The sequence below is a fragment of the Mesorhizobium sp. BR1-1-4 genome, assembly GCF_020165375.1.
In the GTDB taxonomy this organism is placed as follows: domain Bacteria; phylum Pseudomonadota; class Alphaproteobacteria; order Rhizobiales; family Rhizobiaceae; genus Mesorhizobium; species Mesorhizobium australicum.
In genome coordinates this window covers 60,293-74,989 of record NZ_JAIUIB010000015.1, presented here as the reverse complement: position 1 = coordinate 74,989, position 14,697 = coordinate 60,293, and the positions used below count along the sequence as shown (strand labels likewise).

General features: G+C 64.2%; 13 protein-coding genes. 10 read left to right on the top strand and 3 right to left on the bottom strand.

Translation table 11 applies throughout. The features are described 5' to 3' along the window. Positions 1–139: 139 nt before the first annotated feature. The 4 genes from LB571_RS26900 (at position 140) to kdgD (ending at position 4,318) form a co-directional block, all read left to right on the top strand. Complete coding sequence (locus LB571_RS26900) at positions 140–1,249, top strand: sugar ABC transporter substrate-binding protein (protein WP_224599359.1); 1,110 nt, start codon at positions 140–142, stop codon at positions 1,247–1,249. 158 nt (positions 1,250–1,407) lie between these two features. After that, positions 1,408–2,481 (top strand): ABC transporter permease, encoded by a 1,074-nt coding sequence (locus LB571_RS26895; protein ID WP_224599358.1) that lies wholly within the window; start codon positions 1,408–1,410, stop codon positions 2,479–2,481. Then, a complete protein-coding gene (locus tag LB571_RS26890; RefSeq protein WP_224599357.1) occupies positions 2,478–3,305 on the top strand; it encodes an ATP-binding cassette domain-containing protein in 828 nt (275 codons plus the stop codon). Before LB571_RS26895 ends, LB571_RS26890 begins: the two co-directional genes overlap by 4 nt. Before the next feature lie 80 nt (positions 3,306–3,385). Continuing rightward, entirely contained in the window at positions 3,386–4,318 is a 933-nt protein-coding gene (gene kdgD, locus LB571_RS26885) for a 5-dehydro-4-deoxyglucarate dehydratase (protein WP_224599356.1), read from the top strand. A 47-nt stretch (positions 4,319–4,365) separates the two neighbouring features. Here kdgD and LB571_RS26880 read toward each other — a convergent pair whose 3' ends face one another. Further along, positions 4,366–5,097 (bottom strand): FadR/GntR family transcriptional regulator, encoded by a 732-nt coding sequence (locus LB571_RS26880; RefSeq protein WP_224599355.1) that lies wholly within the window; start codon positions 5,095–5,097, stop codon positions 4,366–4,368. A 155-nt stretch (positions 5,098–5,252) separates the two neighbouring features. Here LB571_RS26880 and LB571_RS26875 point away from each other — a divergent pair, with 155 nt between their 5' ends. After that, positions 5,253–6,080, top strand: coding sequence for an NAD-dependent epimerase/dehydratase family protein (locus LB571_RS26875; protein ID WP_224599348.1), 828 nt, complete (start codon positions 5,253–5,255; stop codon positions 6,078–6,080). Here LB571_RS26875 and LB571_RS26870 read toward each other — a convergent pair. Then, on the bottom strand, positions 6,077–7,681 hold the full coding sequence (locus tag LB571_RS26870) for a GMC family oxidoreductase (protein WP_224599347.1): 1,605 nt from the start codon (positions 7,679–7,681) through the stop codon (positions 6,077–6,079). The two genes, LB571_RS26875 and LB571_RS26870, sit on opposite strands and share 4 nt — an antisense overlap. Before the next feature lie 214 nt (positions 7,682–7,895). On the opposite strand from LB571_RS26870, the gene LB571_RS26865 reads away from it, so the two are divergent. The 4 genes from LB571_RS26865 to LB571_RS26850 all read left to right on the top strand — a co-directional run bounded on the left by LB571_RS26865 (position 7,896) and on the right by LB571_RS26850 (position 12,596). After that, positions 7,896–8,972, top strand: a complete 1,077-nt coding sequence (locus LB571_RS26865) for a sugar ABC transporter substrate-binding protein (protein WP_224599346.1) — start codon at positions 7,896–7,898, stop codon at positions 8,970–8,972. Between the two features lie 159 nt (positions 8,973–9,131). Continuing rightward, entirely contained in the window at positions 9,132–10,115 is a 984-nt protein-coding gene (locus LB571_RS26860; RefSeq protein WP_224599345.1) for an ABC transporter permease, read from the top strand. 5 nt (positions 10,116–10,120) lie between these two features. Next, positions 10,121–11,623, top strand: a complete 1,503-nt coding sequence (locus LB571_RS26855) for a sugar ABC transporter ATP-binding protein (protein ID WP_224599485.1) — start codon at positions 10,121–10,123, stop codon at positions 11,621–11,623. A gap of 4 nt (positions 11,624–11,627) precedes the next feature. Continuing rightward, positions 11,628–12,596 carry an ABC transporter permease gene (locus LB571_RS26850; RefSeq protein WP_224599344.1) on the top strand — a complete coding sequence of 323 codons (969 nt, stop codon included), beginning with the start codon at positions 11,628–11,630 and terminating at the stop codon, positions 12,594–12,596. Positions 12,597–12,679: 83 nt separating this feature from the next. Here LB571_RS26850 and gloA read toward each other — a convergent pair whose 3' ends face one another. Further along, on the bottom strand, positions 12,680–13,090 hold the full coding sequence (gloA, locus tag LB571_RS26845) for a lactoylglutathione lyase (protein WP_224599343.1): 411 nt from the start codon (positions 13,088–13,090) through the stop codon (positions 12,680–12,682). Between the two features lie 161 nt (positions 13,091–13,251). Here gloA and LB571_RS26840 point away from each other — a divergent pair, with 161 nt between their 5' ends. Continuing rightward, complete coding sequence (locus LB571_RS26840) at positions 13,252–14,694, top strand: FAD-binding oxidoreductase (RefSeq protein ID WP_224599342.1); 1,443 nt, start codon at positions 13,252–13,254, stop codon at positions 14,692–14,694. Positions 14,695–14,697 lie beyond the last annotated feature (3 nt).

The window sequence follows — 14,697 nt, the reverse complement described above, 5'->3', positions numbered from 1 at the left end:
GCGGCGGCCTTCTTATCGCTGCCAGCGCAAAAGGCCCGTCTTGGAACCGGCGCGAAAAAGCATTGACACAAAAGTTGTCATATAACAATGTAACAATATGACTACGGGCCAGCTTGCAAAACGAAAAGGGAGGAACGCAATGGACGACAAAACAAAGAAGGACGACGAAACCAAAAATCAGATGGAGATGGTGAATGCCGCCATCTCCAGGCGCAGTGCTTTCGCACTGGCCGGAAAACTTGGCCTTGGTGCAGCAGGCCTCGCCAGCGGACTGGCAGGCGGCGGTCTGGCCGGCGGCATGAGTGCGGCCAGAGCAGCCGATTCATCGCCCGGTCTGCCGAAGAAGCCATACAAGTTCCACTTCGTCTGCCATGTGACGCTGGACCAGTTCTTCACGCCTACGGTGTATGGCATCCAGGATGCCTGCGCCGCCTTCGGCTGCAGCTATCAGTGGACGGGTTCGCAGAAGAACGTCGTCTCCGAAATGGTCAGCGCCATGCAGACGGCGATTGCGCAGAAGTCGGACGGCATCGCCGTCTGCCTCGTCGATCCGACGGCCTTCGACGCCGCCACCGACATGGCTGCGCAGGCCGGCATTCCGGTCGTCGCCTTCAACGCCGACGTGCCGGTCGGCAGCCCCAACAAGCGGCTCTCCTATGTCGGCCAGCCGCTCTATCAGTCGGGCTACAACTCGGCGCTGAAGTGGCTGAAGCTGATCCCCACGGGTGGCCACGTCATGCTGTCGATCGGCGTGCCGGGCTCGCTCAACACGCAGCCGCGCCTCGACGGCTACATCCAGGCGATCAAGGACAGTGGCAGCGGCGTCACCTACGATGTCGTCAACACCGGCCCGGATCCGGCAACGGAAATCTCGCGCGTCGAGAGCTATTATCTCAGCCACAAGACCGTCAACGGCTTGTTCGGCACCGGCGGCTCCGACACCTATGCCTGCGGTTTCGTGTCCAACAAATACGGGCTGGTGAAAGCCGGCGGCGCGGTGGCCGGCTTCGACCTATTCCCGCAGACGCTGGACTTCATCAAGGCCGGCGACGTCAACTTCACCACCGACCAGCAGGCCTATCTGCAGGGCTTCCTGCCGGTGCAGCAGATGTATCTCTACAAGCTGTCGGGCGGCCTCGTCGGCCCGGCCAACAGCGACACCAGCCAGGCCTATGTGACCAAGGACAATGTCGACGCCTATGTCGGCAAGTCGCGCTTTGAGGGTCGCAGCGACGTCGAGCCGACCTGACACGGTCAACCCCGTGAAACGCCTGCCCTCGCCGCGTCATTTAACTTGATGTGGCGGGGGCAGCGACGGCTGCCCGTCTGGCTGCCTTCGCCGGCGCCGATCCGGTTCTTCGCCCAGAGTTCGAAATCAAGAAGCAGTCCGCAACCAGGAAGACAAGAGTGCCGCCCACAGAAACCAAACTTGCGAAGAAGAGCGCCGTCGGCGTCAAGGTCCCGCACACGATGACCCAAAGGCTGCTGATCCTTTTGTCCCGCTATCGCGAGGCCAGCATCGCCGTCGTCGCCATCGTGCTCGTGATCTATTTCCAGTTCGGCAGCGATGGCGGTTTCCTGTCGCCGCAATTCATGAGCGTCGTGCTGCGCGACACCGGTCGGCTCGGCCTGATCGCCGCGGCGGAAGTCATGCTGATGATCACCGGCGAGATCGACCTGTCGCTCAGCGCCATCTTCTCGATCGCGCCCTATGTCATGGCGCTGCTGTCGGTGACCTATGGCGTGCCGCTGGCCGTCGGTGCGCTGATCGGCGTGCTGATCGGCATACTGGTCGGCGCCATCAACGGCATCATCACCGTGCGTTTCAAGGTGCCGTCGCTGATCACATCGGTCGGCATGTTGTTCTTCCTGCAAGGCATCGTCGTCTCGATCTACAACAGCCAGCCGATCGTGGCGCCGGTCGAGCAGCCCTTCAATGCCATCTTCGGTCAGAGCCTCTACCAGCCTTCGGACGGGCTCCTGTCGTTGCACGGCGTGACGGCCTTCACGCCCTTCCTGTGGGCGGTCGTTCTGGTGCTGGTGCTGGCGCTGGTCCTGAACCGCACGACATTCGGGCTGCACACTATCGCCACCGGCTCCAACATCATCGGCGCCCGCGAAATCGGCGTGCGCACCGATCGCATGAAGATCTACAATTTCATGATTGCCGGCGGCTTCGCTGCCTTTGCCGGCATCATCAACACCGCACAGTTCACCTCGGCCGACCCGCAGGCCGGCAGCCCGTTCCTCACCTTGCAGGCGATCGCGGCGGCGGTCATCGGCGGCACTTCCCTGCTGGGCGGCTCCGGCACCGTCATCGGCGCGCTGATCGGCGCCTTCGTCGTCGCTTCGCTGAACAACGGCCTGGTGATGATCGGCGCCCAGGCCACTGTGTCCGACATCTATCTCGGCGCGGCCATCATCGCCGCGATGATCCTCTCAATCCAGGTCGACCGCCTGCGCACACGGAGGCGCGTATGAATTCGCCAACCATTCCGCCACTCGCATCCGACGCGCCCGTCGTGCTGGAGATGTCCAACATATCCAAGAGTTTCGGCGCCGTCACAGCCCTCGTCGACGTCTCGATCAAGTTGCGCCAAGGCGAAGTCCTGGCGCTGGTTGGCGACAACGGCGCCGGCAAGTCGACGCTGATCAAGATCCTGTCGGGCTTCCACCAGCCCGACACCGGCACGATCGTCTCGCAAGGCAAGGAAGTGCGTTTCGCCTCGCCGCGCGATGCGCGCGCCCAGGGCATCGAGACCGTCTATCAGGACCTTGCCCTGATCGGCGACCTCAGCGTGTTCCACAACATGTTTCTGGGCCGCGAATACCACAAGCGCTTCCTCGGCCTGAACCTGCTCGACAACAGGAAGATGCGCGAACAGGCGCAGCTCTATCTCGATACGCTCGGCATCACGATCCCCAGCGTCAACAGCACGGTCGATCTCCTGTCGGGCGGGCAGCGCCAGTGCATTGCGGTGGCCCGCTCGATCTATTCATCGCCGAAGATCCTGGTGCTCGACGAACCGCTGGCGGCACTGGGCGTGCGCGAGAGCGCGCATGTGCTGGGCCTGATCCAGAATCTGCGCCAGCAGCGCCAGGTGTCGGTGATCCTGATCGTCCACAACTACAACCAGATTTTCGAAGTCTGCGACCGCATCAACTTCCTGCATTCGGGCGAGGTCGCGCTCGACGCCTCCACGGCTGATACCAGCGAAGAAGAACTGATCCGCATCGTCAAGTCGGGCCTGGGCACCAGGGCGATCGATGCCGCCGCGGCCGAAGTCCGGCCGGGCCTCGTATGAACCTGCCGGCAAGTCACGGCTAGAACAATCCTTGCCGGCCCGACCTCCCATCGGCCGGCCCCTCGCACGGAGTATTCGTTTTGACGTTCTCACCCACCGAACTGACCAGATCCCTTGGCCGCGGGCTGCTGTCCTTTCCGCTGACCTTCTTCGACGATGACGGTGCCTTCAACGAGGACGGCTACCGCGCCCATGTCGCGGCCCAAGGCACAGCCGGGGCGAGCGGGCTTTTTGCCGCCGGCGGTACCGGCGAGTTCTTTTCGCTGACGCTCGAGGAATACAAGCGCGTCGTGCGGGCGGCTTCGCAGGAGGTGCCCGACACGATGCCGCTGCTGGCGGGCGTCGGCTATGGCACGCATATGGCGGTGGAGTTCGCCAAGGCGGCCGAGGCCAATGGCGCCGACGGCTTGCTGGTGCTGCCGCCCTATCTGGTCAAGTCGGAGCAGGAAGGCCTGCGCCGCCACCTGACGGCCATCTGCCGCTCGGTCGGCATCGGCGTGATCGCCTATAACAGGGACAATGCCATTTTGACGCCCGAGACGCTCGAGCGTGTGGCGCAGGATTGCCCTAATTTGATCGGCTTCAAGGACGGCGTCGGCGATATCGAACTCCTCACCGCAACACGCTACCGCATGGGCGACCGGCTGGTCTTCATCGGCGGCATGCCGACGGCCGAGGTCCATGCCAGTGCCGCGGCGGCAATCGGCATGACGACCTACTCCTCGGCGATCTACAATTTCGCGCCCGAGATCGCCCTGCGTTTCTTCAATGCGCTGCGTGCCGGCCGCACGGCGGAAGTCGGCGATCTCATCCGCTCGTTTTTCCTGCCCTACCTTGCCATCCGCAACCGGCGCGCCGGCTATGCCGTGTCGATCGTCAAGGCCGGCGCGCGCATTGCCGGAATAGATTGCGGCCCGGTGAGATCGCCGCTTCTCGACCTGACGGCTGACGAGGAGCGGCAGCTCGCGGCTCTCATGCAGTCCTGCAAAATGCCGGTCGCGGAGCTGGCGTAGGACGGGATGATTTGCGAAGCGGATCGAAGACCGGAGTTGACGGCTTGCTACGATCTGGCGTGACCATCGACCATGCGGCGATAACGCTCCCGGCCAGCCTCCAGATGTTCGCGCAAGGTGAAGCGGGCGGCTTCGACATTCTGCCGCTCGATGGCCTGATAGATGCGGCGGTGCTCCATTTGGACCTGCTCCAGATAGTGCCGCCGCTGCTCCGGCGTTTCGTCACGCGGGCGGATCGACTGGCGCGGAATGACGACGGGTCCGAGAAAATGCATGAAGCGTTCGAAATAGGGATTGCCGGTGGCCGAGGCGATCGCCCGATGGAAGGCAAAATCGGGCTCGATGGCGCTCTCGCCCGCCGCGATCGAGGCGTCGATGGCGTCGAGGCAGTCGCGCATGCGGGCAAGATCATCGTCGCCGCGCTTCTCGGCGGCGATGCCGGCGGCTTCCTGTTCCACCGCCAGCCGAAGCTGCAGCACATTCTGGACTTCCGTCAGCGAATGAAGCTCGTCGGAGACGATGCGAAACGTGGTGTTCGCCTCATGGTCGGCGACGAACACGCCCGAGCCCTGGCGGCTGACGACAAGGCCCTCCGAACGCAGCGAGGCCATGGCTTCGCGGATCACCGTGCGGCTGACACCAAATTGTGCGATCAGTTCCTGTTCGGTCGGCAGTTTCTCGCCGCTCGTCATATGGCCGGCGCGTATTTCGCGCGCAAACCAGTCGGCAACCTGCGCTGTGCGGCTGATCTGCGGGGGAAGGCCAAAGGAACGTTTCATCGCCATCAAGCAATAAACGAACCGCTGTCCTTGGCAACCGATTATTTATACGGTGATATGATGACATTTGCGGTGTGTTCGCCGCGACCAGTCTTCATTCGCCTTATCGGCTCCGCACGAACATGTCCGCGGTATCAGCGAAAGGACAGGGCGTGATGATCCCCGACAAACCGGTGCTGTTGACCGGCGCCTCCGGCACGATCGGACGGCTGCTCTCAGTCAGGCTGGCGGCGCTGGGCTGGACCTTGCGGCTCACCGATGTCGTGCCGCTGCCGATCCCGCTGCCGCCAAACGCAAGCTTCGCAATCGCCGATCTCGAAGACCAGCAGGCGGTGAACGATCTGGCGGAGGGTTGCGGGCTGATCCTGCATTTCGGCGGCATCTCCACCGAGCAATCCTTCGAGACAGTGCTAGGCCCCAATTTCCGCGGCGCCTTCCACATCTACGAAGCGGCGCGCAGAGAGAACGCGCGGGTCGTGTTCCCCTCCTCCGTGCATGCGGTCGGACTCTATGAGCGAACAGAGATTCTCGACCAGGACTGCTTGCTTCGGCCCGACGGCTATTACGGCCTGTCGAAGGCCTATGGCGAAATGCTGGCGCGGCTGTACTTCGACAAGCATGCCGTGGAAAGCGTGCTGATCCGCATCGGCTCGGTGCTGCCGGAAGTTCCGGACGAACGGATCCTGTCGACCTGGATATCGCACGATGACTTTGTCCGCCTGATCGAACGTTGCGCCGAGGCGGAGCGTGTCGATTGCTCCGTCATCTGGGGCCAGTCCAACAACAGCCGCGGCTTCTGGCGGCACGATGCGAGGCTGAAGCTTGGCTGGACGCCGCTCGACAGTTCCGACGACCAGGCCGAGCGCGTGCGCGGCAAGGTGACGGACAATCCGGTGATCGAGCGCTACCAGGGCGGCAAGTTCATCGTGGTGGACTACAGCCGCTTAGACTTTCCGCCAAGCGCGATGTTTGACGACGATTAGGCCGTCACCGCTGGCAGCGGCCCTCGTCCCGCGATCAGATCCGCCGCCTTCTCAGCGATCATGATCACGGCGGCGTTGGTGTTGGATGACACGATGCTTGGCATGACCGACGAGTCGCAGACCCGCAGACCGTCGAGTCCGCGCAGACGAAGCTCTGGGTCGACGACGCTCCCGGCATCGCCGCCCATCCGGCACGAGCCGACCGGGTGGTAGGCGCTGCGCCCATGTTCGCGGGCGAAGGCTTCGAGTGCGGCGCGTCCCTGCATCGCCGCGCCCGGAAGGTGCTCGCGGCTGATGTATTTGGCGAAGGCCGGCTGAGACAGGATCTCGCGGCTGATCTCGATGCCGTCGATGGCGCGCTCGAGATCGTAGCGTTCGGCGAACGGGTTGGGGTCGATGATAGGCGCATCGCGCAAATCCGCCGATTTGAGCGTGACGCTGCCGCGCGAGCGGGGGCGGACATGGTAGCTATTCAGGGTGCAGCCATTGCCGCCGGGAACCGAGCCGATGCCTTCCTCGACACCGGCGCCGGGCAGGAAATGGAACTGGATGTCGGGCGTCTTCTCCGCACGGTCGCCCCACCAGAAGCCACCGGCTTCGACGATGTTGGAGGCCACCGGCCCCTTGCCGAACAGCGCGTATTCCAGGCCGGCGACCGCCTGCCAGCGCTTCTTCTTGTAGCGGTCGATGCCATGCGGTCCGTTGAGTTCGGCAACGACATCGACATCCATGTGATCATGCAGGTTCTGGCCGACGGCGGCGAGATCGTGGACCACCTTGATGCCGTGCTCGCCGAGATGCGTGGCCGGGCCGATGCCCGACAGCATCAAAAGCTTGGGCGAGCCGATGGCGCCGGCGGTGACGATCACCTCGCGCTCGGCGCGCAACAACTCGCTGCGGCCGTTGACGATGATCTCGACGCCGATGGCGCGGCCATTCTCGACGACGATGCGGCTGACCGTGGCGTCGGTGCGCAGCGTCAAATTCCTGCGGCCGAGCGCCGGCCGGAGATAGGCGACCGCCGTGCTCGAGCGTTTCCCCTGACGCGTCGTCGTCTGGTAGAATCCGGTGCCTTCCTGCTCGCCGGCATTGAAATCGGCGCGGAAGGGAAGACCGGCCTGCTGCGCCGCCTTGACGAACACTCGGGTCAGCGGATGCGGGGCGCCGCTGGAAACCGCAAGCGGCCCGTCGATGCCGTGCTCACGGCCGGCGAAAGTGTCGTTGCCCTCGGAGCGGATGAAGTACGGCAGCACTTCGGCGTAGCGCCATCCCGCACAGCCATTGTCAGCCGCCCAGCCGTCGTAATCTTGCGGGCAACCGCGGGTGAAGACCTGGGCGTTGATCGAGGAGCCGCCGCCCAGCACACGCGCCTGCGGATAGACCATGGTGCGGCCGTCGATCGCCTTGCCGGGCGCTGTGTCATAGCCCCAGATCAGCGGCCCCGCCGTCATCTTGAAGAAGCCGACCGGCAGATGGATGTAGCGATCGGTGTCGCGCGGGCCGGCCTCGAGCAAGGTGACCGAGACGTCCGGATCCTCGCTCAGCCGGGCGGCCAGAATGCAGCCGGCCGAACCGCCGCCGACGATGATGTAGTCAGACATTCTCACTCCCTTGGCAGCGCGAAATCAGTGCCCTGCCCTCCTCTACGCAACGATCTCAAGTCGCTTGTGCCGCGTCAAGAGAAAGGGTATGGTTATCGTGTTGAAGGGTTGTCGTACAAGTGGAGGAACTTGGCAGTCCATCGATCGGAGGCCCGGCCGCGCTCCCCGCGCATGCCGCCGGGCGGGAACAGATTTCAATCGGGAGGTTTGAACAATGAAGGACAGGACAGATTTTACGCTTTCGGTCAGCCGCCGGACGCTGATGATAGGCGCCACCGCCGGCGTGGCGGCGCTTGCCATGCCGAAAGTGTTGCGCGCGCAGGAAAAGCCGACGCTGGTGACGTCGATCCGCTCGCTCTCCAACCCCTATCACGCGGTGTGGAAGACCGGCGCCGAGGCCTATGCCAAATGGGCCGGGCTGGAACATGTCACGCTGGTGTCGGAGGGCAACAGCGAGAAAGGCATCGCCGACATCAAGGCGATGTTGGCCAAGACTGGCGGCAATATGGTGCTCAATTCCGATCCCAACGATACGCCCGATGCGCGGCCAATCGTCGAGGCCTGCGCCAAGGCCGGCGCCTACGTGGTGACGCAGTGGAACAAGCCCTCCGACCTGCATCCGAAGGACTTCAACCCGAACTATGTCTCGCATATCGAGTTCGACGGCATCGCAAGCGGCAAGACCATCGCCGAGATCCTGTTCAAGACCATCGGCGGCAAGGGCGGCATCGTCGCACTCGGCGGCCTGATCTCGACCACGGCGGCGATCGAACGCAAGAAGGGCCTCGACGCGGCCCTTGCCGCCAATCCCAACATCAAGCTGCTCGACTTCCAGGTCGCCAACTGGAAATCGACGGAAGCCTTCGACCTGATGGGCAATCTGCTCACCCGCTTCGGCGATGACATCAAGGGCATCTGGGCCGCCAATGACGATATGGGCTCCGGCGCGCTCGAAGCGCTGCGCGCCGAAAACCTCGCCGGCAAGGTGCCGATCGTCGGCGTCGACGGCATCAAGACGGCGGTCGACGCGGTGCGCACCGGCGAGTTCGCCTGCACGGTCACCTCCGATCCGTTCTGGCAGGGCGGCATGGGGCTGGCGATCGGCTACAACGCCAAGATCGGCAAGTTCGATCCGACCAAGGAGCCGCCGGAACACCGCGAATTCTACGGCAAGGCGGTGCTGATCTCGCACGATAATGTCGAGGAATATTACAAGACCAATGTCGATGCCAAGCCGGAGATCGACTGGAACGATCTGTGGGGCCGGGTGACTGGAGCCATCCGCACCTGATCAACCGGAGCGGGCCACACCTCCCTGGTGGCCAGCTTCCTCCCGCAGCCGTCGCGATCCCCTCGTCGCGACGGCTGTCATCAGCAGACGGGAAGCGGTTTCTTGACAATCCATACAGAACCCCTGAAGTCCGTTTCGGACATCGAGCGGACGACGCTTATGACATTGACCCCCGGCCGCATCGCCACTGTGTTCGGTGGCAGGCGCTGGCGCAGCCTGGCGCCGCTGGCGGTGCTGATTGTGCTGTGCGTGCTCATCGCAATGGCCAATCCCAACTTCATCGAACTGCGCAATCTGGTGCGGCTTGCCAATTCGGCCGCCGTGCCGCTGACGCTGGCGATGGGGCTGACCTTCATCATCCTGATGGGCAGCATCGACCTCTCCGTGGAGGGCACGCTGTCGGTATCGGCCATGGTGGTGGTGTTGCTCGCCGCCAATGACGCGAACGGCAATGATTATGGCTGGTGGGCGGTGCTCGCCGCAATCATCGCCGGCACCGCGATGGGGTTCGTCAGCGGCCTCGTCCAGACCATGCTGCGCATTCCCTCCTTCATGGCGACGCTCGGCATGTGGTTCATCGGCCTTGGCCTGTCGGTCTATATGCTGGGCGGCTCGGCGATCCGGCTCAACGACGCCTCGATCCGCGACGTGGCACTGCACCGTTTCCTGGGCTTGCCGGTAGCAGTCTGGGTCGCCTTTGGCGCTTTCCTGCTCGCGGCCGTCATTCAGTACCACACCAAGCTCGGCCGCCACATATTGGCGATCGGCGGTGATGAGGATGTCGCCAAGCTCTCCGGCGTCAACGTGGTGCGTGTGCGCATCACCGCCTTTGCGTTGGCCGGTTTCTTCTTCGGCATATCGGGCGTGCTTGCCGCAGCACAACTTGGCCAGTCGCATGCCGTCATCGGCGACGGCAGGCTGTTCGCCGCCGTCACCGCCGTGGTCGTCGGCGGCACGGCGCTGACCGGCGGCGAAGGCGGCGTCGTCAACACGCTGATCGGCGTGCTGATCGTCACCGTGCTGGCCAACGGCATGATCCTGCTCGGCATCTCGCCCTATATCCAGCAGACGGTACAGGGCCTGATGATCATCGCCGCGGTGGCGCTGTCGCTCGATCGCGTTCGCCTCAGGATCGTCAAGTGAGCGCCATGCTGAACGCGTCCCACATCATCAAAAACTTTCCCGGCGTCCAGGCCTTGCGCGATGTCTCGATCGAAGTCCGGCCGAACGAGGTGGTCGGCCTGATCGGCGAGAACGGCGCCGGCAAGTCGACGCTGATGCGCGTGCTGGCCGGCAGCTATCGCCCGGATGGCGGCAGCCTGACGCTGGACGGCGAGCAACTGCGCATGCGCAGTCCGCGCGACGCGGCACGGCACGGCATCGGCATGGTTTTCCAGGAACAGTCGTTGGTGCTCAATCTGACCGTCGCCGAAAACATCTATCTCGGCGAGGAGGATCGCTTCACCCGCTTCGGCATCGTCAACTGGCGCGCCATGAACGCGGCGGCGCGCCGTCAGCTGGCCAAGATCGGCATCGACATCGATGTCACGGCGCGCACCTCCGAACTCACCTTCGCCGCGCGCCAGATGGTCGAGCTGGCCAAGGCGCTGACATTGGAGGAAGTGGTCGAACGGCAGTTGCTCATTTTGCTCGACGAGCCGACCTCGGTGCTCAACGCCGCCGATATCGAAGTGCTGTTCGCGCGCGTCCGCTCGCTCAAATCGCGCGCCAGCTTCGTCTTCGTCTCGCACCGTCTCGACGAGGTGCTGGCGATTTCTGACCGCGTCTACACGATGAAGGACGGCGCGGTCGTCGCCGAACACCGCGCGGCCGAGGTCACCGCGCCGGAGCTGCACGAGATCATGGTCGGGCGCGGGCTGCAGGCCGAATATTACCGCGAGGCCCGCCAGCAGGCGCCGCGCGAGACGGTCATGGTCGAGGCCAGGGGACTTGGCGCGAACGGCTGTTATCACGGCGTCGACCTGAAAATCAGGGCCGGCGAGATCGTCGGCATTGCCGGCGTCGTCGGCTCCGGCCGCGAGGAGGTGACGCGCACCATCGGCGGATTTCTGCAGCATGATGCCGGCGAAATGAAAATCGCCGGCGACGCCGTGCGCTTCGCCTCGCCGGAGCCTGCGGTGCGCAAGGGGATCGGCTATGTGCCGCGCGAGCGCAGGCTCGAAGGGCTGGTGATGTTCCTGTCGATCGCGGAGAACATTTCGCTGGCCGATCTCTCCAGCGTCATGCGCCATGGCGCCATCGACTATGGCAAGGAGCGCCGGCTCGCCGCCGACTGGATCAAGCGGCTGCGCATCAAGGCGCCTGGCCCCGATGCCGCCTGCCGCAAGCTCAGCGGCGGCAACCAGCAGAAGGTGGTGCTGGCGCGCTGGATGACGGCGGGCTCGCGCATCCTGGTGCTCGACCATCCGACGCGCGGCCTCGATGTCGGCGCCAAGGAAGAGGTCTACGAACTGGTGCGCGATCTCTCCGCGCAAGGCGTGGCGATCCTTTTGATTTCCGACACGCTGGAAGAGACGATCGGCCTGTCGCACCAGGTGCTGGTGATGCGCGACGGCGAGATCACCGCGCGCTTCGACGCCAGCCCCGGCAAAAAGCCGAACCAGGTTGATCTACTGCGAGCAATGGTATGAACCGATGAATGAAGGTTTTTCCATCAGGCAGGTGTTCGAGGGCAAGTGGACGCAAGGCGCCATTCCGCTGGTCCTGCTCGTCGCCCTGTTGTTGATCATCGAGATCGCCGCGCCCGGCTTCCTCACCGGCGAGACGGTAGCCTTGCTGTTTGCCAACACCGCCGTGCTGTTCATCCTGGCCACCGGCGTCACCTTTGCCATCCTGCTCGGCGGCATCGACCTGTCGATCCAGGCGGTGGCCTCGCTGGCGAGCGTCATCCTGGCGCAGCTGCTGCCTTCACTAGGGCTTGCCGCGTTCCCGGTGGCGATCCTGTCCGGGCTTGCCTTCGGCACATTGAGCGGTATCGTCCATGTCAAGCTGCGCGTGCCGTCCTTCGTGGCGACGCTCGCCACCGGCGGCGTCGTCACCGGCCTCGCGCTCTGGGTCTCCAACGGCCGCGCCATCACCATCGAGGAAGCGGGCCGCGAAAACACCGCCTGGATCAACGCCACGGTTGCCGGGGTGCCGGTGGTGGTGCTGATTTCGGCGGTCATCGGCATCGCCGCCTTTCTGGCGCTACGCTACACGCGCTTTGGCCGCCAGGCGATCGCGGTCGGCGCCGGCGAGCCGGCTGCCTGGGCGGCGGGCATCAATGTCGACCGCACCAAGATCATCGCCTTCGCCGCTTCAGGCATGCTGGCTGCTATCGCCGGCGTGGTGCTGGCGGCAAGGCTGTCGAGCGGCTCGCCGGTGCTTGCCAATCAGCTGCTGCTGCCGGCCATCGCCGCCGTCATCGTCGGCGGCACCGCCATCACCGGCGGGCTGGGTGGCGTCGCCCGCACGGCGGTCGGCGCGCTGATCATCTCGATCGTGCGCATCGGCATGACCTTCGTCGGCGTCAACATCTTCCTGGAAAACATGGTGTTCGGCGCGGTGCTTATCGCCGCCGTCGCCATCACCATCGACCGCAGTAAGATCGCGGTCATCAAGTGAAAGAGAAATCCGCACCGCCTCCCAAGCCAGCGCGGACAGGACGGGGTCGCATCACAAGCCCGATGCGGCCCCGCTTGGTCGGATCACATCGTGTCGAGGCCGATCAGCTCGATCTTGTAGCCGTCCGGGTCTTCGACGAAGGCGATGTGCGTGGTGCCGTGCTGCATGGGACCTGGCTTGCGAGGGATCTTGGCGCCGCGCTTCTCGAGTTCGGCGCAGACGGCGTAGATGTCGTTGACGCCGAGCGCCAGGTGGCCGAAGCCGGTGCCGATCTCATAGGGCTCTTCCCTGTCCCAGTTCAGCGTCAGCTCGACGACGGCCTCCTTGTCCTCGGGGCCGTAGCCGACAAAGGCGTTGGTGAACTTGCCGCCGGGGTAATCGTCGCGGCGCAGCAAGGTCATGCCGAGAACCTCGGTGTAGAAGGCGATCGACTTGTCGAGGTCGAGCACCCTGATCATGGTGTGCATATAGCGAAAGCCCGGGGCGTCGCTCATTGGGAAAGTCCTCCGAATTCAGTGATTTGCTGGTCTGACCGTCCACATCAAACTGCCGGTTGGAACGCGACTTCGCTTGATGTTCTAAATCAGGGTTGTATGATAACACGACAAGAACGGTGGTTGTCCAGTCGTTTTCCCAAGGGGGGCAGAGTCAATTCATGAATGTCGTGCCGCCCTCCTCCGCATCGCTGATCGCAGCCCTTGCCGGCGTGCTACCGAATGGCGGGTTGCTGACCGAGACGCAAGACCTCGCTCGCTACAGCCGCGACTGGTCGGGAGACCATTTTGGCCGCCCGCTGGCGATGGCGCGGCCGTCCACGGTCGAGGAGATGTCGGCGCTGATGCGGTTCTGCCATGCCGAGCGCATTCCCGTCGTACCGCAAGGCGGGCTGACCGGTTTGGTCGGTGCCGCGGTAGCTGCCGATGGCGGCGAGATCGTCATCTCGCTGGAGCGCATGAACAGGATCCGCTCGATCAGCCCGATCGACTTCGCCATGGTGGTCGAGGCCGGCTGCATCCTTGAGGACGCCAAGCGCGCCGCCGAGGACAATGACTGCCTGCTTCCGATCACCTTCGGCGCGCAGGGAAGCTGCCGCATCGGCGGCAATGTCGCCACCAATGCTGGCGGCTTCAACGTGCTGCGCTACGGGATGACGCGCGACCTTGTGCTCGGGCTCGAAGTGGTGTTAGCCGATGGCCGCATCTGGAACGGGCTGAAGGTGCTGCGCAAGGACAATCGCGGCTACGACCTCAAGCAGATCTTCATCGGCTCGGAAGGCACGCTCGGCATCGTCACCGCGGCCGCGCTGAAACTGTTCCCCAAGCCGACACAGATCGAGACCGCACTGGTCGGCTTGCGCTCCGTAGAGGATGCGATGGCGCTCTATGCCCGCGCCCGGCGCGATTGCAGCGACCTGCTCACCGCCTTCGAGCTGATCCTGCGCGGCGGCATCGAGATCACCATGCGCGAGGGCAAGGATTTTGCCGACCCGCTCAACAAGCCCTACCCGGCCTATGTGCTGATCGAGGTGTCCTCCGGCGGGCTGATCGACCTGTCCGCCATGCTGCTGGGGTTCCTCGACGGCGTCGCCAATATCGTCGAAGACGGCCTCGTCGCATCGACGCGGGCGCAAGGCGAGCGCCTGTGGCTCTACCGCGAGATCATGGTCGAGCGTCAGGGCCGCGGCGGCCGCTATCTGCGCACCGACGTCTCGGTGCCGATCTCGAAACTCGCCGATTTCGTCACCGACGCGCTGGTTGCGCTGGAACAGAGGCGACCCGACGCGCTGGCCGTCACCTATGGCCATGTCGGCGACGGCAACATCCATCTCAATGTCGTGCCGCCGGAGGGCATGACCGCTGAAGCGATCGAGCATCTGTTCGAGGAGGCGGAGGCTGAGATCTTTGCCGTCGTCGACCGCTATGGCGGCTCCATCAGCGCCGAGCATGGCATCGGCCGGGTCAAGCAGAAGGCCTTTCTCGAACGCATCGATCCGGTAACGCTCGACCTTGCCGCCGGCATCAAGGACGCGTTCGATCCGCGCCACATCCTGAGCAACGGCCGCATTCTGGCGTCCACATCCGCCGTCGACTTTAGGTGAGCG

Coding starts and splice junctions, on each gene's coding strand:
- LB571_RS26900 (WP_224599359.1), top strand. CDS start 140: ATGGACGACAAAACAAAGAAGGACGACGAAACCAAAAATCAGATGGAG.
- LB571_RS26890 (WP_224599357.1), top strand. CDS start 2,478: ATGAATTCGCCAACCATTCCGCCACTCGCATCCGACGCGCCCGTCGTG.
- LB571_RS26880 (WP_224599355.1), bottom strand. CDS start 5,097: ATGAAACGTTCCTTTGGCCTTCCCCCGCAGATCAGCCGCACAGCGCAG.
- LB571_RS26875 (WP_224599348.1), top strand. CDS start 5,253: ATGATCCCCGACAAACCGGTGCTGTTGACCGGCGCCTCCGGCACGATC.
- LB571_RS26870 (WP_224599347.1), bottom strand. CDS start 7,681: ATGTCTGACTACATCATCGTCGGCGGCGGTTCGGCCGGCTGCATTCTG.
- LB571_RS26865 (WP_224599346.1), top strand. CDS start 7,896: ATGAAGGACAGGACAGATTTTACGCTTTCGGTCAGCCGCCGGACGCTG.
- LB571_RS26860 (WP_224599345.1), top strand. CDS start 9,132: ATGACATTGACCCCCGGCCGCATCGCCACTGTGTTCGGTGGCAGGCGC.
- LB571_RS26855 (WP_224599485.1), top strand. CDS start 10,121: ATGCTGAACGCGTCCCACATCATCAAAAACTTTCCCGGCGTCCAGGCC.
- LB571_RS26850 (WP_224599344.1), top strand. CDS start 11,628: ATGAATGAAGGTTTTTCCATCAGGCAGGTGTTCGAGGGCAAGTGGACG.
- gloA (WP_224599343.1), bottom strand. CDS start 13,090: ATGAGCGACGCCCCGGGCTTTCGCTATATGCACACCATGATCAGGGTG.
- LB571_RS26840 (WP_224599342.1), top strand. CDS start 13,252: ATGAATGTCGTGCCGCCCTCCTCCGCATCGCTGATCGCAGCCCTTGCC.